The following is a 20,056-nucleotide window of genomic DNA, read 5'->3' on the forward strand; positions in this document are numbered from 1 at the left end:
GCTCGTCGTCCGTGACCGGGGCGCTGGCGGCGGCGACCGCGGCTCCTGTCAGGGTGGCGAGCATCTCGCGGACGTTCGTCAGCTGGGCGTTGATCGAGTCGCGGCGGTTGGTGAGAGCCGCCAGCTCGCGCTCCGATTCCGAACGGATCCGGTCGGCCTTGGCGTTCGCGTCGGCCACGATGTCCTCGGCCTGGCGCTGGGCCGTCTCGACGGTCTGGCGGGCGCGGCGCTCGGCGTCCGTGCGCAGCTTCTCGGCCTCCAGGCGGAGCTGCTCCGCGCGGTGCTCGATCTCCGCGAGGCGCTTCTCGGCCTTGGCCTGACGGGACGCGAGGTCGCGCTCCGACTGCTCACGGCGCTTGGCGAGGTTCGTCTCGAAGTCCGCGGCGGCCTGGGCGGCCTTGGCGCGGGTCTCCTCGAAGAGGGCGTCCGCCTCCTCACGCTTGGACTGCGCGTCCTTCGTCGCCTCCTGGCGGAGCTGCGAGGCGTCGCTCTTGGCCTTCTCGACGATCCGGACGCCCTCGTCCTCCGCCTTGGACTTGCGGTCCGCAGCGAACGATTCTGCGTCGTTGCGCACCTGCTGGGCCGCCGACTCGGCGAGCTCACGGTGCTGCTCGGCCGCGCGACGGGCCTCCTCGCGCAGGTCCTTCGCCTCCTCCTCGGCGAGACGGAGGATCTTCTCGACTCGCGCGCCGAGACCGGCGTACGACGGCTCTGCGTCGCTCACCTGGGCCTGGGCGTTCTGCGTTTCGAGGTGGAGCTCCTCGATGCGCTTTTCCAGTGCGGTGATGCGAGCCAGAGCGCTGTCACGGTCGGAGACGAGCTTCGAGATGCGTTCGTCCACCTGAGCGCGGTCGTACCCACGCCGCACAAGCTCGAAGCCGTAGGGGGAAGTGTCGCTCATGGGGTTCCTGTCGAATGAGACCGGTGAGGTGATAGGGGGAATCCTAGGGGTCCAAGCGGCGTGTCATCGAGCAGTCACCCGATTGATATGGAGAATGAGACCCCTTTTGAGTGGCTAACCGGCGGACTGCTTGCCAAAGAATTGGTCAAAGACGCCAGAAAGCCCCACAGAGTGCACACAGCGCACCCCCCGCGTTAACCCTCAACGGGCCCTCCGCGCTAGCTCTCTGACGACTTGCCACCCGATCGAGTTACGCCGGCGGCAGCGCCCGCCTTGACGCCGCCGTCCTTGTTCGCCGACGGGGCCTCAAAAGACTCCAACGCTTCCAGGACGTCCTGGACACGGGAGATCTCCGCCTGAATGTCCTCACGGCGCCGGACGAGGATCTCGAGCTCGCGCTTGCCCTCCTCGACCGTGGCCTTCGCCTCGCGGATCGCCTCGGCCCGCAGCTCCTCTGCCTCCCGGATCAGCGAGGACTTCTTCTGCTCGGCCTCCTTCAGGAGCCCCTCGGCCTTCTTGACGGCAGCGATCCGGACCTTGCCCGCCTCGGAGTTGGCCTCCGAGACCAGGTCCCTGGCCTTAGCCTCCGCCTTGGCGAGCTGCTCCTCGGCGGCCGTGATCAGCGCGTCGCAGCGGTCGCCGGTCGACCTCATGGTCTCGGCGGCCTCACGGCGGGCCCGCTCGTGCAGGCTCTCGATCTCGGCCGTGATGCGGTCCCGCAGCTCCTCCGCGCGCTCCCTTATGGCGGTGGCGTCCCGGCGCGCGCCGACAAGCAGCTCGTCCGCGTCCGCACGGGCCTTCTCCACCGTCGAGTTGCCCTGCGCGGTCGCCTGTCCCACCAGCCGTTCGGCCTCGGTACGGGCCGCGCCCACCATCGAGTCGGCCTGCGCCTCCGCCTCCGCGGTCGTCTTCTGCGCGGCCTGCTGCGACTCCGACAGGAGCTTGTCGACCTCGGCGGCCGTCTCCGTGATGAGCGTGTCGACCTGCTCGGCCGCCTCGGAGCGCCGCTTGTTGGCCTCCTTGCGGGCCTCGTCCAGCGTGCTGTCGGCCTCGTCGCGAGCGGTCGACATGAGCCGGTCGGCCTCCGCCGCCGCCTCGGCCTTGACCCGCTCCGACTCGGCACGGACCCGTTCCGCGTGCTGCTGCGCCGAACCCACCGTGTCGGCGGCCTCGGCCCGCAGCCGCTCCGCCTCCCCGGTCGCCTCCGAGACCAGCTGCTCGGCCGCGGCCACGGACTCGGCCCGGACCCGCTCCGCCTCGGCGTTGGTCTCCTCGGTGAGCCGCTCCGCCTCCGCCGTCACCTCGGTGATCAGCGTGTCGGCCTGCGTCGCCGCGTCCGAACGGATCCGGTTCGCGTCCTCGCGGGCCTCCGCACGGCTGCGCGCCGCGTCCTGCTCGGCGCCCGCGATGGTGTCCGATGCCTCCGTACGCACCCGCTGGGCGTGCGCTGCGGCGTCCTGACGCAGCCGCTCCGCCTCCGCGATGGCGTCGCCCACCGTGCGCTCGGCGAGCGACTTGGCGTGCTCCGCCGCCTCCGCCGCCTCGCGCCGCACCCGGCTGGCGTCCTCGGAGGCCCGCTCCCGCTCGGAGTAGGCGTCAGCGCGGACCCGGTCCGACTCCTCCTGCGCCTCGCGGCGCATCCGGTCGGCGACGTGCTCGGCCGCGGACCGCAGCCCCTGGATCTCCTCCTGGGCCTGCTCGTGCAGCCCGGAAACCGACTCCCGCACCTGCTGGGCGTGCTGCTCGGCCGCCGACACCATCTCGTTGGCACGCCGGTCCGCCTCCTCGACCAGCCGTACGGCCTCCGCCTGGGCGTCCTCCACGCGCCTGCGCGCCGACGCCAGCAGCTCCTCGCTCTGCTCGCGGGCCCGCTCACGCTCCTGGTCGGCCTCCTGGCGGGCGGAACCGAGGGTCTCCTCGGCCTCGCGGCGACGCCGGGCGGCCTCCTCCTGCGCGGCGGCCAGCGTCTCCGACGCCTCCGTCGCCAGCCGCTCGGCGGCGGCCTGCGCCTCCGTCCGTACCCGGTCGGCGGTGTCCTGCGCCTCCGTCTTCAGCCGCTCGGCCTCGGCCACCGCCTCGGACCGCAGGCGTACGGCGATGGCCTCGCCCTCCGCCCGCGACGCGGACGCGTCCGCCGCTGCCTCGTCGCGCAGCCGCTGGATCTCCGCGTCGGCCTGCGCCTGGAGGCTGCGGACACGCTCGGCGGCCTCGGAACGCAGCCGCTCCGCCTCCTCGGACCCCTCGCGGCGGACCCGGTCGGCCTCCGCGCGGGCGTCGGTGAGCGCCTGTTCGGCGGCGGTGAGGCGGTCCTCGGCCTCCGTGTGCAGCCGGGTGAGCTCGGCGGACGCCTCGTCGCGGCGCGTCTCTATGGCCCGCTCGGTCTCCTCGCGCAGCTCGCGCGCGGCCTGCTCGGCGTCCGCCGCGATGCCCTCGGCCTGCTTGACGGCCTCCGCGCGGTGCCGCTCGGCCTCCTTGCGGGTGCGCTCCAGCGTCTCCTCGGCCTGCCGGCGCAGTGTCGTCGCGCGCTCGATGGCCTCCGTACGGACCTTCTCGCTGTCCGTCTGGGCGATCTGGCGCAGCTCGTCCGCGTCCGCCTTCGCCTTCGCGAGCAGGTCCTCGGCGGTCCTGGCCGCCTCCTCGATCTGCTGGACGGCCTCACGACGCGCCTCGGCGCGGATGCGCTCGCCCTCGGCGACCGCGTCGGCGCGCAGCTGCTCGGCCTCGCCGCGCAGCCGCCTGGCCTCCTCCTGGAGCTCGACCGTCTTGGCGCGGTACTCCTTGGTGTCGTCCTTCGCCGTGCCCTTGAGCTGCTCGGCGATGTCGTGCGCCTCGGCGCGCAGCCGGTCCGCCTCGGCCTCGGCCTCGGCGCGGATGCGCTCGGCCTCCTCGGTGGCCGCCTTGGTGGTCGACTTCGCTTCCTCGGACGCCTTGTTCAGGACGTCCTCGGCGGTCCGGGCCGCCTTGGCGAGCTGGGAGGCGGTCTCCTCGGCGGTGAGACTCCGGGCGGTCTCCTCGGCCTCCGCGACGATCTTCTCGGCCTTGGCCTTGGCGTCGGCGACGACCTCCTCGGCGGACGCCTTCGTGGCCTCGGCCTCCTGGCTGGCCTCGGTGACCAGCCGGGCGACCTGCTCCTTCGCCGTACGGGTGCGCTGCTCGTTGGCGGACTCGGCGCCGGCGGTCGTCTTGGCGGCGGCCTCCTTCGCCTCGGTGACGACCTTCTCCGCCTCGGCGCGCGCCTCGCGCAGCGCGGTCTCGGCCTCCTGCATCCGCTGCTCGGCGGCCCGGCTCAGCTCGGTGGCCTGCCGACGGGCGCTGTCCGACTCGGTCACCGTGGAGCTGCGCAGCTGCTCGGCGTGGTCGGCGGCCTCACGGGCCTCGGAGGTCGCGCTGTTCAGGAGCCGCTCGGCCTCGGCACGTGCCCGGCGCAGCAGCTGGTCGGCCTCCGCGCGGGCGGACTCGCCCTCGCTCTGCAGCCGCTGCCTGGCCTCGGTGGCGACCCGCTCGGCCTCGGCGCGCGCGGCGGCCAGCGCCTGCTCGGCCTCGGCGCGCGACTCGTCGACGAGCCGGCGCGCCTGGGACTCACTGCGGGCCCGCAGCTGCTCGGCCCACGCCACGTTCTCGTTGACGTGCGACTCGACGGTCTGCCGGCGCTCGGCCAGCTCCTGGTCGAGCTGCTGGCGACGGGTGACCGCCTCCTGATGCAGCTCGGCCTGCAACCTGGCAGCCTGCTCGGCGTGCTCCTGCAGGATGCGCTGCGTCTGGGCGCGCGCCTGCGAGATCTCGCGCTCGGCGTCCTGGCGCAGCTGATCCGCCTGCACCTGCGCGTTGCGCAGCAACTGCTCGGCCTGATATCCGATGTCACCGCCGTCATAGGCGGGCCGGGACATGAGGGTTCGGCGCGCCTCGTGAAGCTTGGCGCGCAGCACCTCGACCTGGTAGCCGAGGTCCTCGGCGTGCTGAATCGCCTTTTCCCGCTCGGTCTTCAGCCGCTCCATCTCGGCCTCGAACCGAGAGAGGTGGTCGACGTCAGCCGCCGGCTCTCGCTCCTGGCGTTCGTAGCCCCGCACTGCGCGGTCCCATCCGTCCCTGGTCGCAACCTTCTCCGAACGAGCCACGTCCATCCGCCGAACGGGGCTCCCGGGGAATGGTGTCAGATCAACGGCGAAGCACGGACTCCCGCCCTCGCCCCCGGCCCCCGAAACCTGTACCCCGGCCCTCGGATCCCGCACCGCAACACACCAGGACCCGGGCCGCTTCCCGACATCACGGCAGCGGCCGTCCCCAACCCTACCGGCCCATATGTACGAGGGTCAGTGCTCAGGTGACTCAACAGGCGCCGAAGTGACCAGTTCTGTCAGTACTCCGTGGCAATCCTTCGGGTGCAGGAAGGTGATCCGCGACCCCATGGAGCCGCGCCGTGGCTCCTCGTACAGAACGCGTACGCCCTTCTCACGGATGTCCGCGGCGGCGCCGTCCACATCCGCCGTACCGAAAGCGATGTGGTGCACTCCCTCCCCGTTCCTGGCCAGCCACTTGCCCACGGCCGAGTCCTCGCGGGTGGGCTCCAGGAGCTGGAGGAAGGAGGCGCCGCCGTCGCCCGTGTCGTTGATCTTCAACATGGCCTCGCGGACACCCTGCTCCTCGTTGACCTCGGAGTGGAACACCTCGAAGCCGTACGTGGCCCGGTAGAACTCGACGGTCCTGTCGAGGTCGAAACAGGCGATCCCGATGTGGTCGATTCGCGTCAACATGGTGTTAGTGCAGCGCGCCCGAGGTGGTTACGCAACGTGCGCGCTGTCACACCGACGGCCCGATGACGGAGGCGCTACCGCTCAGTACATTCAGGTAAACCCTCGTTCACACACTCCTCAGCTCCTGAGCTGAAAGGGGATCGCACCTCATGTCTGGAACGAACAGCAGTACCTCGGTGATCGTCGCGGGCGCGCGTACGCCCATGGGACGGTTGCTGGGCTCGCTGAAGACCTTCTCCGGAGCCGACCTCGGCGGCTTCGCGATCAAGGCCGCCCTCGACCGTGCGGGGATCGGTGGCGACCAGGTGCAGTACGTGATCATGGGCCAGGTCCTCCAGGCCGGCGCGGGCCAGATCCCGGCCCGCCAGGCCGCGGTCAAGGCCGGCATCCCGATGAACGTCCCGGCGCTGACCATCAACAAGGTCTGTCTGTCGGGCCTGGACGCGATCGCGCTGGCCGACCAGCTGATCCGCGCCGGCGAGTTCGACATCGTCGTGGCCGGTGGCCAGGAGTCGATGACGAACGCCCCCCACCTGCTCCCCAAGTCCCGCGAGGGCTTCAAGTACGGCGCGATCGAGATGCTCGACGCGATGGCGTACGACGGGCTGACCGACGCCTTCGAGAACATCGCCATGGGCGAGTCGACGGAGAAGCACAACACCCGGCTGGGCATCCTGCGCCCCGAGCAGGACGAGATCGCGGCCACGTCCCACCAGCGCGCGGCGGCGGCCCAGAAGAACGGCCTCTTCGAGGCGGAGATCACGCCCGTCGAGATCCCGCAGCGCAAGGGCGAACCGATCGTTTTCAGCCAGGACGAGGGCATCCGGGCGGAGACGACGGCGGAGTCGCTCGGCAAGCTGCGCCCGGCGTTCACCAAGGACGGCACGATCACCGCGGGCACGTCGTCGCAGATCTCGGACGGCGCGGCGGCCGTGGTCGTGATGAGCAGGGCGAAGGCCGAGGAACTCGGTCTGGAGTGGATCGCGGAGATCGGCGCCCACGGCAACGTGGCGGGCCCGGACAACTCCCTCCAGTCCCAGCCCTCCAACGCCATCCTGCACGCCCTCAAGAAGGAGGGCCTGGGCGTCGAGGATCTTGACCTGATCGAGATCAACGAGGCCTTCGCGGCGGTCGCGGTCCAGTCAATCAAGGACCTCGGGGTGTCCACGGATCGGGTGAACGTCAACGGCGGCGCGATCGCCCTGGGCCACCCGATCGGCATGTCCGGCGCACGGCTCGTCCTCCACCTGGCCCTGGAACTGAAGCGGCGCGGCGGCGGCGTCGGCGCGGCGGCCCTGTGCGGGGGCGGCGGCCAGGGTGACGCGCTGATCGTGCGGGTACCCAAGGCGTAAGCGGTCGCGAGCGGGTCGGCCGTACGGCTGTGATCGGAACGGAGTTGTGATGGAGGACGTCCCCACACTGGTCGCGCAGGCCAGGGAGGGCCGGCCGCGGGCCGTGGCCCGGCTGATCTCCCTGGTCGAGGGGGCGTCCGAACAACTCCGCGAGGTCATGGCCGCGCTGGCACCGCTGGCGGGCAACGCGTACGTGGTCGGCCTCACGGGATCACCGGGCGTGGGCAAGTCGACCTCGACCTCGGCGCTGGTGACCGCCTACCGGCGCCAGGGCAGGCGGGTCGGGGTACTCGCCGTCGACCCGTCGTCGCCGTTCTCCGGCGGCGCGCTGCTCGGCGACCGGGTGCGCATGTCGGACCACGCGTCGGACCCGGGCGTCTACATCCGCTCGATGGCGACCCGCGGCCACCTCGGCGGACTGGCCTGGGTGGCCCCGCAGGCGATCCGCGTCCTGGACGCGGCGGGCTGCGACGTGATCCTCGTCGAGACGGTCGGCGTGGGCCAGTCCGAGGTCGAGATCGCCGCACAGGCCGACACCAGCGTCGTGCTCCTCGCGCCCGGGATGGGCGACGGCGTCCAGGCGGCCAAGGCGGGAATCCTGGAGATCGGCGACGTGTACGTCGTCAACAAGGCGGACCGGGACGGCGCGGACTCCACCGCCCGCGAGCTGAACCACATGCTCGGCCTCGGCGCGTCCAGGGCGCCCGGCGACTGGCGGCCCCCGATCGTGAAGACGGTCGCCTCCAGGGAAGAGGGCGTCGACGAGCTGGTGGAGGCCCTGGAGAAGCACCGCGCGTGGATGGAGGAGCACGGCGTCCTCGCCGAGCGCCGCCGCGCCCGCGCGTCCCACGAGGTCGAGACGATCGCCGTCACGACCCTCCGCGAACGCATCGGCGACCTCCACGGCGACCGGCGGCTGAGCGCCCTGGCGGAGCGGATCGTGGCGGGCGAGCTGGACCCCTACCGGGCGGCGGACGAACTGGTCGCGGGCCTGACGGAGAAGTGAAGGGGCAAGCAGGGTCCGGGATTTCGCGGTGGTCGTGGTCGACTCCCGGGCCACGCTGATACGTTGACCGGTATGTTCCTCCTCTTGGCATAGGTGCCGCCCCGCACCACCGAGACCGGCCCGCACACGCGGCGCGGTCGACGTGGTGATCCGGCGTCCCTTTCTGCCACGGCGCTCGTTCGACGCGCCGCCTCCCAGAGGAACTTCGCATGTCCGCGACCTCGACGCGGCCTTCCTATGCCGCCGTCCTGCGCATCCCGTACGCCCGCCGCACCTTCGCCACCGCCCTGCTCGGCAGACTGTCCTACGGCGTCGTCCCGCTGTCCGTGATGCTCGCCGTGACCCGGGCCTCCGGCTCCTACGCCGTGGCCGGCGCCGCGATGGCGCTCTTCGGTGCCACCGTCGTCCTCCTGGCGCCCGCCAGGGCCGCCCTCATCGACCGGTACGGGCCGCGCCGGGCGCTCGTCCCCCTGCTGCTCGCCCACCTCACCGCGCTCGGGCTGCTGACGGTGGCCGTCTGGCGCCCGGGTGCCCCGGCGGTCGTGCTGGGCACCCTCACCGCCCTCGCCGGCGCCTGTGTCCCGCCGCTCGGGCCGACCATGCGGGCCGTGTGGAGCGCGATCGCCGAGGACCGGCAACTGCTGCAGCGGGCGTACAGCCTCGACGGCGTCGCCGAGGAACTGCTGTTCGTGTCGGGGCCGTTGCTGGTGGGCGTCCTCGCCGGGTTCACCGTGCCGGCCGTCGGCATCGTCGGCGGGGCGGCCCTGATGGCGACGGGCACCGCCGGTTTCGTGACCTCGCCGGCGCTACGGGGGATGCGTCCCGCGACGCGCGAGGCCGGCCGGGGGACAGGCGGAGCCCGGGGCGTGCTCCGCCGCATCCGGGGTCCGGTCGGCGCCGCCGCCGGTGTCGGACTCGGGCTCGGCTCCCTCGACCTCCTGGTCGTGGTGTTCGCCGGGCAGCACGGCCACGGGGCGGCGAGCGCGGCCTGGGTCCTGGCCGCGCTGTCCGCCGGAAGCGCCGTCGGGGGGCTGCTCAACGGGGCCGTCGTATGGCGCAGGCCGGCCCCGATCCGGCTCACCCTGCTGGCGCTCGGCCTGGGCCTGGCACTCCTCGGTGCGGGACTCGCCCCCGGCCTCGGCACCCTCGCCGTCGCCATGACGGTGGCCGGGGTCTTCGTGGCCCCGGCCATCACCACCGCGTATCTCATCGCCGACGAGACGGTGGCGCCCGAGGCGCGTGTCCGGGCCGGGACGTGGGTCAACACGGCGACCAACGCGGGCAGCACGGTCGGCTCCGCCGCGGCCGGGGTTGTCGCGGGGCATCTGCCGGTGGGCGTCTGCTTCGCGCTGACCGGGGTGGTGGTGCTCGTCGCGGGCTTTTTTCCCACCCGACCACCCGTTTACGGTCCGTTTTCCGAGTGACCCTCGAACCGTCTCAGTGCTCCTCAGTCCTCGTCGGACTGGATCCGAGTGATCTTCCCGGTGTCGAGCGCCACCCTCCACTCACTCGCCGTACCGGCCTTCACCGTCGCCACGTTCCAGGCCACGGCGCCGCCGTCGTCGTCCGCGTCGACCTCGGTGACCGTGCCCTTCGCGGCGGCGGCGAGGGCGGCCTCGTGGGCGTCGACCTTCGCGCCCTTCAGGGCGGCCGACTCGGCGCGGTCCTCGCTGTCGTTGTCGTCGTCACCCTTGTCGTCGTCGCGGTGCGCGCCCAGCACCTTCCCGGCGCCGGAGACGTTCACGTCGTACTCGGTGCCGTCGCCCCGTACGACGTCCACGCTCCACGTGCCGGCGTCGGCGCCGTCGTCCTCCAGGTCGGCGGAGACGGCGGTGCCCGGGGTGTGCCGCAGCGCGGCGGCGACCGCCTCGGCGGCCGTGAAACCGCTGCCGCGAACAGCCGTACGGTCCTCGGTGTCGTCGCTCCGGTCGTCCGCGTCGTCGTCCCGGTCGGCGGCGACCTGCGCGGTCGTGCCCGTCCCGGGCCGCGCCGCCGGCCCGTCGTCGTTCGCCGCGAAGGCCACGACGGTGCCACCGGCCAGGGCGGCGGCGGTGAGGGTGGCGATGACGATGTTCCGCTTCATGGTGTTCCTGCCTCTTTGCTCGGTTCGTGGCGATTGACTCGCTTCGATGACGAGAACCAAGCTGCCCGACGGCGGCTGAAGCAGGGCTGAAGCCACCTGAAGGCGTCTTCAGCTTCCGTTTGCGACGCTGTACGCATGCGTCTGTTGATCGTCGAGGACGAGAAGCGACTTGCCCTGTCGCTCGCCAAGGGCCTGACGGCCGAGGGCTACGCCGTGGACGTCGTCCACGACGGCCGCGAGGGCCTGCACCGGGCCACCGAGACGCCGTACGACCTGGTGATCCTCGACATCATGCTCCCCGGCCTCAACGGCTACCGCGTCTGCGCGGCCCTGCGCGCCGCCGGCCACGACGTACCGATCCTCATGCTCACCGCCAAGGACGGCGAGTACGACGAGGCGGAGGGCCTGGACACCGGCGCCGACGACTATCTGACCAAGCCCTTCTCCTACGTCGTCCTGGTCGCCCGGGTGAAGGCGCTGCTGCGCCGGAGCGGGCCGGCGGGGGCCTCGCCCGTCCATGTGGTCGGCGAGCTGACGGTCGACACCGCGGCCCACCGCGTCCACGTCGGCGAGCGCGAAGTCACCCTCACGGCAAAGGAGTTCGCCGTCCTGGAGCAACTCGTCGTGCGGGCCGGCGAGGTGGTGTCAAAGGCGCAAATCCTGGAGCACGTCTGGGACTTCGCGTTCGACGGCGACCCGAACATCGTCGAGGTCTACGTCAGCACACTGCGCCGGAAACTCGGCGCCCCGCTGATCCGGACCGTGCGCGGCGCCGGCTACCGCCTGGAGGTGCCCCGGTGAGACGCGCTCTCGGCTCCGTAAGGGCCCGGGCGACCCTCGGCGCCACCGTCGTCGTCGCGGTCGCACTGGTGGCCGCCGGGACCGCCGTCCTGCTCTCCCTGTGGTCCAACCTCAGCGGCCAGGCCGGTACACAGGCCGAGCGGACCGCGCGGGCGGTCGCCGCAGACCTCGCGGCCGGGACGGCGTACGACAAGCTGTCGCTGGACGCCGACGACCGGCCCGTCCAGGTCGTCGACGCGTCCGGACGGCTGGTCGCGGCCAGCGAGGACCTGGAGCGGATCAGCGGCACGGGTGTGACCGCGGTGCGTCCGCAGGCCACGGCGGACGACGGCCGTGCCGACAGTGGGGCCGGGGACGATGATGACGACGGCTCCCTCTCGCCCGGTGAGATCGACGACGACGTCTCCTTCACCGACGGATCCGCGACCGTCGAGGGCGACGACGCCGACTACCGGTTCGCCGCCGTACGCGTCGAGGCCGACGACAGGGGCACGCTCACCGTGTACGCGGGAGCACCGCTCTCCGCCGAACAGAGCGCTGTCAGCACCGCGTTGACCGTCATGCTGATCGGATTCCCGCTGCTCCTCGGCGTCGTCGGGGGCGTCACCTGGCTGGTCACCCGGCGCGCGCTGCGCCCGGTCGAGGGCATCCGCGCCGAGATGGCCGCGATCACCGCCTCCCAGGACCTCGGCCGCCGCGTCCCGGTGCCGGACACGCACGACGAGGTGGCCAGGCTCGCCCGGACCACCAACGAGACCCTGGCCGCGCTGGAGACCTCCGTGGAACGCCAGCGCCGGTTCGTCGCGGACGCCTCCCACGAACTGCGCAGCCCCATCGCCTCCCTGCGCACCCAGCTCGAAGTCGGCGCCGCACACCCGGAGTTGCTGGACGTCGAGGGCGCGGTCGAGGACACCGTACGACTGCAGCGCCTCGCCGCCGACCTGCTGCTGCTCGCCCGGCTGGACGCGGGGGAGCGGCCCGCCGACGCGCGCTTCGACCTCGCGGAGCTGGTCCGGGAGCAGGCGGAAGGAAGGGCGGGGGTGGAGTCGGCAACGGGGGAGGCCGTGGAAGTGGCCGGGTCCCGGGGGCAGTTGGGGCGACTGGTCGCCAACCTGCTGGACAACGCGCAACGGCACGCCAGGTCGGCGGTCACCGTGTCCGTACGGCGGGAGGGGGCGCGGGCCGTGGTCGAGGTCGCCGACGACGGGGACGGGGTGCCCGAGGCGGACCGGGAGCGGGTGTTCGAGCGGTTCGTACGGCTCGACGCCGCCCGCAGCCGCGACGACGGGGGCGCCGGCCTCGGACTCGCCATCGCCCGGGACGTCGCCGTACGGCACGGCGGCACACTGACCGTGGGTGAGACGGCGACAGGCGGAGCCCTGTTCGAGCTCCGCCTGCCTGTCACCTGATCGATCGGCCGAGGAGTCCCTACGGCCGGCCCCGGTGGCCGCGCAGGTGCTCCGCGATCGGCTTGAGCGAGGTGCTGAGCTCGGCCAGCGCCTCGGGGGTCAGCAACTCGATGAAGTGCCGCCGCACGGACGCCACATGATGGGGCGCGACCTTGTTCATCGTCTCCATCCCCTGCTCCGTGAGCACCGCGTACAGGCCCCGCCGGTCGGACTCGCAGTTCTCGCGGCGGACCAGGTTCGCGTTCTCCATGCGGGTGATCTGGTGGGAGAGCCGGCTCTTGGACTGGAGGGTGGCGGACGCGAGGTCGCTCATCCGCATGCGGACGCCCTCGGACTCGGAGAGGTTCACGAGGATCTCGTAGTCGTTCATCGTCAGGCCGAACGGTTGCAGGTCCTTTTCGAGCTGGTAGGTCAACAGCCTGTTGACCTCCAGGTGGGTGCGCCAGGCGCACTGCTCCGCGTCGGTCAGCCAGCTTGTGGCCGTCTCGGTCTCCATGAATGAAGTCTACCTAAAAGGTTGAAAGGCGAACTAGTGAGGGTGGCGTGACGGCGCGCACACGTTCGACGTCACACTCCGCAGACTACCGCTCACAGCCCGAAGCGACGCTGGAGGTCGCCGAGCTGTCCGGGAAGGCGCGGTACGCCCGGTTGCTGCGGATGGCCCGCGGGAGCCCCGCCGCCACCCGGCACCCCGGGCTCGTGCGGAACCACCCCGGTGGCCTGCTCCGCCATCAGCGTCTCGCTCGACTGGAGCAGCACCGTGCCGGCCCCGACGAACTCGAACTGGTGCTCCTCGCCGGAGGCCCCGCCGATGCCCGTCATCGCACGTAGACCGCCCATGAGGCCTGTCATGTACCCATGGTCGTAGTGGTGGCAGGGGGAGGGGCAGTCGGCCCAGCCGACCAGGGCCTGTGGGTCCACCCGGATCGGGGGTTCCATGAACACCACGGGGCCGTTCGACGCGGCCACGAACTTGCCCGTACCGATGAGGGTCAGGAAGCCCGGCACGATCGACTGCTTCAGCGCGAGACTTGGCTGAAAAGCGAGAAGGTTGCCGGAGCGAATGGTCAGGTTGCCCTCCTCCAGATCGTATGAATTCACGTCGAAGGCCCGGTCGGCGAGGAGCATCTTGCCCGAACCCTCGGCGACGACCCAGTCGCTCGCGTGCAGAGGCGAATGAAAAGACGTACGGACAAGGCGGTCCAGACGGCCGTGTCCGACGCCGTTGAAGTCGATCGTCCCGTAGTAGGCGATCATCTTCCCCTTCTGCAGGAACCACTGGCTCCCCTTGAGCTCCACGCAGAAGGTGTAGTTGTTGACGTTGTCGTCGGACGGCAGCGTCATCGGGTCGTGGACGACGGGCCCGGCGCCCGGGTAGGTGGTCACAGCTTCTCCTCCGACGCCTGGACGTAGACCGCACCGCTGCCGCTGAGCTCCAGCTGGAACGCCTCGCCCGAGCCGCGGCCCACCATGTCGCGCCAGCCGAGCGCGGTGGACAGCTTGTTGCGGACGTCGCCGTGGTGCGCGACGTACGCCTGCGGGTCGACATGGACCGGGCGCTGGGGGGTGATCGGCACCTCGATGACCCCGCCGTGGGCCATGACGGCGACCGCGCCGTGTCCCTTGAGGGTGGTGGTGAACAGCCCCTGGCCCGTCACCTGGCCCCGGACCATGCCCATGACGCCGCCCTGTGAGCCCATGAACATCGTGCCCTGCTGGAGCGTGCCGTCGAAGGCGAGGAGGCGGTCAGCCTCGACGCACAGCGTGTCCCCGGTGAGGTTGACGACCTGGATGTGGTGGCCGCCGTGTCCGAAGAGGACCGTGCCGCTGCCCTCGACCGTCATCAGCGGGGTGGCCTCATTGGCGACCCGGCGGCCGATCATCGACATGATCCCGCCCTGGCCGCCCTGCATGTTGGGTGTGAAGGACACCTCGCCCTTGTAGGCGAGCATCGCTCCGCGCTGACTGAACAGGCGCTGACCGGGCATGACGGTCGCCTCGACCATCTTGGAGTTGATCTCACGGAAGGGCATGTCACACGTCCCCGGCGATCGTGTTGCGCTCACTGGGCTGGACGTACACCAGGCCGTCGCCTTCGAAGCGGATCTGGAAGGCCTCACCACCGCCCTCGCCCATGAGCGTGCGGAACGTCACACCGGACTGGAAGGACTGCCGGACGTTGCCCTGGTGGGCGATGTACGCGCCCGGGTCGACCGTCAGCGGGAACTGCGGGCTCACGCGCAGCACCACCGCCGGCCCGTCCGACATGATCGCCGCCTGGCCGTGCCCCTCGACGGTCGTCGTGAACAGACCGTTGCCCTGTGAGGCGCCGCGCATCCCGGTGAACGACGTGCCCGTACGCAGGCCCGCGTCGGTCGCCAGCAGGTTGCTCGACTCGACGTACAGCTTGTCCCCCTGGAGGCCGACAAGGTTGATCTCGGAGGCCCGGTCGGCGAACCAGCACGTCCCGTGCCCCTTCACCTCCATCAGTGTCATCTGCTCGCCGGTGATCCGCCGGGTGACCATGCCCCGGATGCCCTCACCGCCGCCGCTGAGCTTCTTGAAGTCCATCTGGCCGTCGTACGCCACCATCGAGCCGTTCTTCGCCTTCACGGCGTCCCCGGTCATGTCGATGGCCAGCACCTTGCTGCCTTGAAGTCGAAACATCGCCACGTGGCGAAGGTAGCCCGCCGGGCACCCTCGGCAACAGATCCCGAAGGCGGAGATCGTCCCTGATCCTCCCCCTAGGGGGCCGAGCCTCTTCGGGCGTCCGGGTCCACACCCCCGTCCCGGGCGCCCGGTCCATGAATGCCACAATGGGCGAACGTTTGTGCATCCATTCACAAAGCGACCCCTCGCGACGCGACCCACCGAAGGTGACCCGTGGACATCAAGACCGCCTCCGCCCTCCGCCGTCTGCGGCTGGTCTCGGCCCCCGAAGCCGTTTCCTTCCTCCTCCTGCTGGTCTGCTCGGTGCTGAAGCGGACCACGGACTTCAACGCGGTGCCCGTCATGGGCATGGTCCACGGTGTTCTCTTCGTCCTCTACGTGATCTTCTGGGCGGACGCCTGGAACCGTGCCAAGTGGTCTCTGAAGACCGCCGCCCTCTATTTCGTCCTCTCCGTCCTGCCGACCGGCGGCTTCTTCGCCGAGCGCAGGCTGCGCCGCGAGGCGGAGAACGCGGTCAACGCGGTTATCGCCGCCCGTGCCCGTCAGGAGCAGCAGGAGCAGGGCGGGGCGGTCAAGGCATGATCGTCGCCTTCTCGGTCACGCCCCTCGGTGTCGGCGAGGAGGTGGGGGAGTACGTCGCCGACGCCGTCCGCGTCGTCCGCGAATCCGGCCTCCCCAACCGCACCGACGCCATGTTCACGTCCATCGAGGGCGACTGGGACGAGGTCATGGACGTCGTCAGGCGTGCCGTCGCCGCCGTCGAGGAACGTGCGCCGCGTGTCTCCCTCGTCCTCAAGGCGGACATCCGCCCCGGCGTCACCGACGGTCTGACCTCCAAGGTCGAGACGGTGGAACGCCACCTCGCCCCCTGACCTCGTCCGACCCCCACTGCGGAAGGCGGACCGAAGGGCGAGACGGGGCTGACCACGATGTGACCGGCCGGTAAGGTCTGGTGCCGTGCCGAAGCCGCTCAGTCTCCCCTTCGACCCCATCGCACGCGCCGACGAACTGTGGAAGCAGCGCTGGGGAAACGTCCCGTCCATGGCCGCGATCACCTCGATCATGCGTGCGCAGCAGATCCTGCTCGCGGAGGTCGACGCGGTGGTGAAACCGTACGGTCTGACGTTCGCGCGGTACGAGGCGCTGGTGCTGCTCACGTTCTCCAAGGCGGGCGAGCTGCCGATGTCCAAGATCGGCGAGCGTCTGATGGTCCACCCGACGTCGGTGACGAACACGGTGGACCGCCTGGTGAAGTCGGGCCTGGTCGCCAGGCGCCCCAACCCGAACGACGGCCGCGGCACCCTCGCCACGATCACCGAGAAGGGTCGCGAGGCGGTCGACGCGGCGACCCGCGACCTGATGGCGATGGACTTCGGCCTAGGGACGTACGACGCGGAGGAGTGCGCCGAGATCTTCGCGATGCTCCGGCCGTTGCGGGTGGCGGCGAGCGACTTCGCCGAGGAGTAGGCGAGGAGCAGGCAGGGCCGCCGGGCTCGGCGGGGTCGGCGGAAGATCGCCGGAAACGGGTGGTTACGCTCATACGCATGAAAAAGAGCGTGCTGACCCGCTACCGCGTCATGGCCTACGTCACCGGTGTCCTGCTGGTACTGCTGACCCTCGGTGTGTTCGCCAAGTACGTCCTGGACGTCAAGGGCGCCGACAGCTTCACCAGCGTCGTCGGTATCGCGCACGGCTGGCTGTACGTCGTGTATCTGGTCTTCGCCTTCGACCTGGGCTCCAAGGCGAAGTGGCCGGTCAGCAAGCAGCTGTGGGTCCTGCTCGCCGGCACCATCCCCACGGCCGCGTTCTTCGTGGAGCGGAAGGTCAGCCACGAGCTGGCGGCACAGCTCACTGAGCCGACACCGGTGACCGCCAAGGCGTAGCCGCTACATAGAAGCCGCTACGGGTTCCCGCGCAGCCCCAGCAGCAGCACCCGCGTGAACGCCTCGGCCCACTCGGGGTCGACCGGCTCCGCGCTCACCAGCGTGCGGTGCACCACCGCTCCCGCCACCATGTCGAAGATCAGGTCCACCGTGCGGGCGGCCTCCTCCGGGTCCGTTTCCGGGGGGAGTTCGCCGCGCTGCTGTGCGCGGGAGCGGCCTTCCAGGACCAGGCGCTTCTGCCGGTCCACGATCGAGGCGCGGATACGTTCGCGCAGCGCGTCGTCGTGCGTCGACTCCGCGACCACCGCCATCAGGCCGCTCTTCGTGTCCGGGCGCACCAGGATCGCCGCGAACTGGAGGACGACGCCCTCGATGTCGGCGGCGAGGCTGCCCCGGTCGGGCATCTCCAGTTCGTCGAAGAGGACCGCCACCGCGTCGACGACCAGTTCGTTCTTGCCGGGCCACCGGCGGTAGAGGGTCGTCTTCGCCACTCCCGCGCGCGTGGCCACGTCCCCCAAGGTCAGCTTGGACCAGCCCAGTTCGACCAGGGCGTCCCGAGTCGCCGCCAGGATCGCCGCGTCCGCGGTGGCGCTGCGAGGGCGTCCCGTACGGCTGACGGGAGTGCGGCTCTGCATGGCATGACCATAACGGCGGTTCCCGCCCCTTGAGGCCGTGAGGGAGGTCACTCGGAGGCGGTCTCCCGCAGGCCCGCCACTCCCGTTACGCTACGACCCGTAGCGAAAGCGGCGGCCACCGACCAGGGCCCCTTTTCACTACGCCTTTCACATGTGCGCGCCGAACGGGGGAGGATAGACGCATGCAGCCACGGAACATGTCCATGAGCGGGGTCGTCGACCTCGCCGCGGTGAAGGCGGCCCAGGAGGCCAAGTCGAAGGCGGAGCAGGCGCGCGCCGAATCCGCCCGGCAGGGCGGGGGAGGTGCCGTCGCGCCGGCCGACCTCGTCATCGACGTCGATGAGGCCGGGTTCGAACTCGATGTCCTGCAGCGGTCCACCGAGGTGCCCGTCGTCATCGACTTCTGGGCCGAGTGGTGCGAGCCGTGCAAGCAACTGAGCCCCGTTCTCGAGCGGCTGGCCCTCGAGTACAACGGCCGGTTCGTCCTCGCCAAGATCGACGTCGACGCCAACCAGATGCTGATGCAGCAGTTCGGCATCCAGGGGATCCCGGCCGTCTTCGCCGTCGTCGCCGGGCAGGCCCTTCCGCTCTTCCAGGGCGCCGCCGGCGAACAGCAGATCCGCGAGACCCTCGACCAGCTGGTGCAGGTCGCCGAGCAGCGCTTCGGCCTCACCGGCCTCGTCGTCGACGCGGACGCCGAACCGGGCGCCCAGCCCGTCGCCGCCCCCCAGGCCCCGGTCGGGCCCTACGACGCGCTCCTGGAAGCCGCCGTACAGGCCCTGGACGCGGGGGACTTGGGCGGCGCGGTGCAGGCGTACAAGAACGTACTGAGCGACGACCCCGGCAACACGGAGGCCAAACTCGGGCTCGTGCAGGCCGAGTTGCTTCAGCGGGTGCAGGACGTCGACCCGCAGCAGGTGCGCAAGGACGCCGCCGAGAAGCCGGGTGACCCGACGGCGCAGATCCTCGCGGCCGACCTGGATCTGGTGGGCGGCCATGTCGAGGACGCGTTCGGGCGGCTCATCGAGACGGTGGCGCGTACGGCGGGCGACGACCGGGACGCCGTACGGCTGCGGCTGCTCGAGCTGTTCGAGGTCGTCGGCGCGGATGATCCGCGGGTCGCGCTGGCCCGGCGTGCGCTGGCGAGGGCCCTGTTCTAGCCGGTCGGACAGGGGCCGGCCCGGGTGGTCGGCGGGGTCGCTGTTCGATCAGTGGTCTGACCTGTCGCTAAACACGGCGGCGGGTGTTGTCCAGGTGAAGAATTTGCCGATCCGGTGCGCAAGCGGTCGCGCTTTACCAAATCTTGGTAATCGCGACCGCTGTTACTTGGAGTAAGCCAAGGGCGTCATCCTGTCGGAGTTGGGGCGGGAAGTGAACGTTTTGTCACCCCCCTGAAGGCCACCCAGTGTTGTCGAACGGCACCCGCGGGTCGCCGCTCGGTTATCTGCCCGTTACTAGCCAGTAACGAACCCCCTTGTGCGGGGGCCGAGAATGCACCACGATCGGCGACGCTCGGTCCTATCCCGTACGCCGACAGCCAGTCGGCCGGACGGGAGTTGTTGGGTCCCCACCGGGCAGAGTCGGCGGCAGTGGCGCCGGCTCTCGGACAGGGGGGTCTTCGCCTTTCGGGGTGGAGCCTGTCCGGCAAGGTTGTGCGTGATGTGCGTCAGGCGCGACCAGTGATTGTCGCTCGGGGGTGATCGCCGGTGACTCGGGCGCTGTTGGCGCCGTCGAGTGCGGGCGCTCTCCTATACCGAGGACGTAGCACTTCTCCCATCCCTGCCCGGCTGAGCCGCCGTCATTGGGGCAGTCAGGGCCAGGAGATGTACGTCCGAGAAGGAGGAAATATGGAGTCCCAGGTGCGTGGCGGGACAAGATGGAAGCGCTTCGCTGTGGTCATGGTGCCCAGCGTCGCCGCTACGGCATGTATAGGTGTTGCCCTCGCGCAGGGTGCCCTTGCCGCGTCGTTCAGCGTTTCTGGCCAGTCGTTCAAGGTCAAGGCTGACTACATCCACGGCGAAGGCTTCTCGCAGTACGGCGCCGTCGACATGGACGACTCGAAGAGCGAGAAGGGCACTCACCCGGTTGCGGTGTCGGCGTTCTCCGATGCCACTATCCAGAACATGTGCCAGTCGGTCGTCACGCCGAACATCCCGTTCTTCGGCAGCGCCACGCTGCTGCTGAACGCGGGCAACAGTGACGACCCGGACAAGCAGGTCGCTGCCAAGAACCTGTACATCGACGTCCAGGACCTCGCCGCCGAAAAGGCTGTGTTCGGCAGCATGGACATCGGCGTCGCCGCCAAGTCTCTGAAGAACCCCGCCATGAAGGGCGGCGGGGAGCTTTCGGACGGCAACGGCTTCGGCCAGCAGGCGAAGACGGTGGACCTGTACGGGGTGAAGCAGACGGCGTGGGCCACCACCGCCGGAACCTTCACGCTGCCTGGTCTGAGCATGAAGGTCGTCACGGGTTCCCACCCGTGCTACTAAGCACTCGGTGACGGGTGGGGACCCGTGACGACCTTCATGCTCAGACCAGGCAGCGTGAAGGTTCCGGCGGTGGTGG

20 protein-coding genes are annotated in these 20,056 nt (G+C 70.7%); 11 read left to right on the plus strand and 9 right to left on the minus strand.

The window, feature by feature from the left end; all coding sequences use genetic code 11:
* From STRTUCAR8_RS19565 to mce, 3 genes are all read right to left on the minus strand, one after another.
* Window positions 1-901 (minus strand): coiled-coil domain-containing protein (locus tag STRTUCAR8_RS19565; protein WP_006377593.1); only part of this gene is annotated, 901 nt, incomplete at its 3' end.
* 218 nt (window positions 902-1,119) lie between these two features.
* Window positions 1,120-4,968, minus strand: a complete 3,849-nt coding sequence (gene scy / locus STRTUCAR8_RS19570; RefSeq protein ID WP_044472493.1) for a polarized growth protein Scy — start codon at window positions 4,966-4,968, stop codon at window positions 1,120-1,122.
* A 243-nt stretch (window positions 4,969-5,211) separates the two neighbouring features.
* Window positions 5,212-5,652, minus strand: a complete 441-nt coding sequence (gene mce / locus STRTUCAR8_RS19575; RefSeq protein ID WP_006377585.1) for a methylmalonyl-CoA epimerase — start codon at window positions 5,650-5,652, stop codon at window positions 5,212-5,214.
* A 149-nt stretch (window positions 5,653-5,801) separates the two neighbouring features.
* Here mce and STRTUCAR8_RS19580 point away from each other — a divergent pair, with 149 nt between their 5' ends.
* The 3 genes from STRTUCAR8_RS19580 to STRTUCAR8_RS19590 all read left to right on the plus strand — a co-directional run bounded on the left by STRTUCAR8_RS19580 (window position 5,802) and on the right by STRTUCAR8_RS19590 (window position 9,434).
* Window positions 5,802-7,004: an acetyl-CoA C-acetyltransferase gene (locus STRTUCAR8_RS19580; protein ID WP_044472490.1), complete on the plus strand. Its 1,203-nt coding sequence runs from the start codon at window positions 5,802-5,804 to the stop codon at window positions 7,002-7,004.
* Between the two features lie 49 nt (window positions 7,005-7,053).
* Complete coding sequence (gene meaB, locus STRTUCAR8_RS19585) at window positions 7,054-8,010, plus strand: methylmalonyl Co-A mutase-associated GTPase MeaB (protein WP_006377591.1); 957 nt, start codon at window positions 7,054-7,056, stop codon at window positions 8,008-8,010.
* Between the two features lie 209 nt (window positions 8,011-8,219).
* Complete coding sequence (locus STRTUCAR8_RS19590) at window positions 8,220-9,434, plus strand: MFS transporter (protein WP_006377602.1); 1,215 nt, start codon at window positions 8,220-8,222, stop codon at window positions 9,432-9,434.
* Window positions 9,435-9,457: 23 nt separating this feature from the next.
* Here the strand turns inward: STRTUCAR8_RS19590 and STRTUCAR8_RS19595 are convergent, their stop codons facing one another.
* Window positions 9,458-10,093 (minus strand): PepSY domain-containing protein, encoded by a 636-nt coding sequence (locus tag STRTUCAR8_RS19595; RefSeq protein WP_006377582.1) that lies wholly within the window; start codon window positions 10,091-10,093, stop codon window positions 9,458-9,460.
* 135 nt (window positions 10,094-10,228) lie between these two features.
* Between STRTUCAR8_RS19595 and STRTUCAR8_RS19600 the strand changes: the two genes are divergently transcribed.
* Together STRTUCAR8_RS19600 and STRTUCAR8_RS19605 are read left to right on the plus strand one after the other, a co-directional pair.
* Complete coding sequence (locus tag STRTUCAR8_RS19600; RefSeq protein ID WP_006377588.1) at window positions 10,229-10,894, plus strand: response regulator transcription factor; 666 nt, start codon at window positions 10,229-10,231, stop codon at window positions 10,892-10,894.
* Window positions 10,891-12,303 (plus strand): sensor histidine kinase, encoded by a 1,413-nt coding sequence (locus STRTUCAR8_RS19605; protein WP_006377598.1) that lies wholly within the window; start codon window positions 10,891-10,893, stop codon window positions 12,301-12,303. The genes STRTUCAR8_RS19600 and STRTUCAR8_RS19605 overlap by 4 nt, the downstream gene beginning before the upstream one ends.
* A gap of 19 nt (window positions 12,304-12,322) precedes the next feature.
* Here STRTUCAR8_RS19605 and STRTUCAR8_RS19610 read toward each other — a convergent pair whose 3' ends face one another.
* From STRTUCAR8_RS19610 to STRTUCAR8_RS19625, 4 genes are all read right to left on the minus strand, one after another.
* Complete coding sequence (locus STRTUCAR8_RS19610) at window positions 12,323-12,799, minus strand: MarR family winged helix-turn-helix transcriptional regulator (RefSeq protein WP_006377601.1); 477 nt, start codon at window positions 12,797-12,799, stop codon at window positions 12,323-12,325.
* Window positions 12,800-12,891: 92 nt separating this feature from the next.
* Window positions 12,892-13,647 carry an AIM24 family protein gene (locus STRTUCAR8_RS19615; protein ID WP_407705453.1) on the minus strand — a complete coding sequence of 252 codons (756 nt, stop codon included), beginning with the start codon at window positions 13,645-13,647 and terminating at the stop codon, window positions 12,892-12,894.
* Between the two features lie 38 nt (window positions 13,648-13,685).
* The gene (locus STRTUCAR8_RS19620; RefSeq protein WP_006377595.1) at window positions 13,686-14,336 is read right to left on the minus strand and encodes an AIM24 family protein; all 651 of its coding nucleotides are present in this window, start codon (window positions 14,334-14,336) and stop codon (window positions 13,686-13,688) included.
* 1 nt (window position 14,337) lies between these two features.
* Window positions 14,338-14,970 carry an AIM24 family protein gene (locus STRTUCAR8_RS19625; protein ID WP_044472491.1) on the minus strand — a complete coding sequence of 211 codons (633 nt, stop codon included), beginning with the start codon at window positions 14,968-14,970 and terminating at the stop codon, window positions 14,338-14,340.
* Between the two features lie 216 nt (window positions 14,971-15,186).
* On the opposite strand from STRTUCAR8_RS19625, the gene STRTUCAR8_RS19630 reads away from it, so the two are divergent.
* The 4 genes from STRTUCAR8_RS19630 (at window position 15,187) to STRTUCAR8_RS19645 (ending at window position 16,856) form a co-directional block, all read left to right on the plus strand.
* Window positions 15,187-15,555 (plus strand): DUF3817 domain-containing protein, encoded by a 369-nt coding sequence (locus tag STRTUCAR8_RS19630; RefSeq protein ID WP_006377586.1) that lies wholly within the window; start codon window positions 15,187-15,189, stop codon window positions 15,553-15,555.
* On the plus strand, window positions 15,552-15,845 hold the full coding sequence (locus STRTUCAR8_RS19635) for an MTH1187 family thiamine-binding protein (RefSeq protein WP_006377603.1): 294 nt from the start codon (window positions 15,552-15,554) through the stop codon (window positions 15,843-15,845). The genes STRTUCAR8_RS19630 and STRTUCAR8_RS19635 overlap by 4 nt, the downstream gene beginning before the upstream one ends.
* A gap of 85 nt (window positions 15,846-15,930) precedes the next feature.
* A complete protein-coding gene (locus STRTUCAR8_RS19640) occupies window positions 15,931-16,440 on the plus strand; it encodes a MarR family winged helix-turn-helix transcriptional regulator (protein WP_006377592.1) in 510 nt (169 codons plus the stop codon).
* 77 nt (window positions 16,441-16,517) lie between these two features.
* Complete coding sequence (locus STRTUCAR8_RS19645) at window positions 16,518-16,856, plus strand: DUF3817 domain-containing protein (RefSeq protein WP_044472492.1); 339 nt, start codon at window positions 16,518-16,520, stop codon at window positions 16,854-16,856.
* A gap of 17 nt (window positions 16,857-16,873) precedes the next feature.
* Here the strand turns inward: STRTUCAR8_RS19645 and STRTUCAR8_RS19650 are convergent, their stop codons facing one another.
* Entirely contained in the window at window positions 16,874-17,491 is a 618-nt protein-coding gene (locus tag STRTUCAR8_RS19650; protein WP_006377599.1) for a TetR/AcrR family transcriptional regulator, read from the minus strand.
* 182 nt (window positions 17,492-17,673) lie between these two features.
* On the opposite strand from STRTUCAR8_RS19650, the gene STRTUCAR8_RS19655 reads away from it, so the two are divergent.
* Both STRTUCAR8_RS19655 and STRTUCAR8_RS19660 read left to right on the plus strand, forming a co-directional pair.
* A complete protein-coding gene (locus tag STRTUCAR8_RS19655) occupies window positions 17,674-18,651 on the plus strand; it encodes a tetratricopeptide repeat protein (protein WP_006377583.1) in 978 nt (325 codons plus the stop codon).
* Window positions 18,652-19,338: 687 nt separating this feature from the next.
* Complete coding sequence (locus STRTUCAR8_RS19660) at window positions 19,339-19,980, plus strand: DUF6230 family protein (RefSeq protein WP_006377594.1); 642 nt, start codon at window positions 19,339-19,341, stop codon at window positions 19,978-19,980.
* Window positions 19,981-20,056 lie beyond the last annotated feature (76 nt).

The organism is Streptomyces turgidiscabies Car8 (assembly GCF_000331005.1).
In the GTDB taxonomy this organism is placed as follows: Bacteria; Actinomycetota; Actinomycetes; order Streptomycetales; family Streptomycetaceae; genus Streptomyces; species Streptomyces turgidiscabies.

Excerpts from the sequence above, each read along its gene's own strand:
- mce (WP_006377585.1), bottom strand. The coding sequence starts at position 5,652 with ATGTTGACGCGAATCGACCACATCGGGATCGCCTGTTTCGACCTCGAC.
- STRTUCAR8_RS19580 (WP_044472490.1), top strand. The coding sequence starts at position 5,802 with ATGTCTGGAACGAACAGCAGTACCTCGGTGATCGTCGCGGGCGCGCGT.
- meaB (WP_006377591.1), top strand. The coding sequence starts at position 7,054 with ATGGAGGACGTCCCCACACTGGTCGCGCAGGCCAGGGAGGGCCGGCCG.
- STRTUCAR8_RS19590 (WP_006377602.1), top strand. The coding sequence starts at position 8,220 with ATGTCCGCGACCTCGACGCGGCCTTCCTATGCCGCCGTCCTGCGCATC.
- STRTUCAR8_RS19595 (WP_006377582.1), bottom strand. The coding sequence starts at position 10,093 with ATGAAGCGGAACATCGTCATCGCCACCCTCACCGCCGCCGCCCTGGCC.
- STRTUCAR8_RS19600 (WP_006377588.1), top strand. The coding sequence starts at position 10,229 with ATGCGTCTGTTGATCGTCGAGGACGAGAAGCGACTTGCCCTGTCGCTC.
- STRTUCAR8_RS19610 (WP_006377601.1), bottom strand. The coding sequence starts at position 12,799 with ATGGAGACCGAGACGGCCACAAGCTGGCTGACCGACGCGGAGCAGTGC.
- STRTUCAR8_RS19615 (WP_407705453.1), bottom strand. The coding sequence starts at position 13,647 with ATGACGCTGCCGTCCGACGACAACGTCAACAACTACACCTTCTGCGTG.
- STRTUCAR8_RS19620 (WP_006377595.1), bottom strand. The coding sequence starts at position 14,336 with ATGCCCTTCCGTGAGATCAACTCCAAGATGGTCGAGGCGACCGTCATG.
- STRTUCAR8_RS19625 (WP_044472491.1), bottom strand. The coding sequence starts at position 14,970 with ATGTTTCGACTTCAAGGCAGCAAGGTGCTGGCCATCGACATGACCGGG.
- STRTUCAR8_RS19635 (WP_006377603.1), top strand. The coding sequence starts at position 15,552 with ATGATCGTCGCCTTCTCGGTCACGCCCCTCGGTGTCGGCGAGGAGGTG.
- STRTUCAR8_RS19645 (WP_044472492.1), top strand. The coding sequence starts at position 16,518 with ATGAAAAAGAGCGTGCTGACCCGCTACCGCGTCATGGCCTACGTCACC.
- STRTUCAR8_RS19650 (WP_006377599.1), bottom strand. The coding sequence starts at position 17,491 with ATGCAGAGCCGCACTCCCGTCAGCCGTACGGGACGCCCTCGCAGCGCC.
- STRTUCAR8_RS19655 (WP_006377583.1), top strand. The coding sequence starts at position 17,674 with ATGCAGCCACGGAACATGTCCATGAGCGGGGTCGTCGACCTCGCCGCG.
- STRTUCAR8_RS19660 (WP_006377594.1), top strand. The coding sequence starts at position 19,339 with ATGGAGTCCCAGGTGCGTGGCGGGACAAGATGGAAGCGCTTCGCTGTG.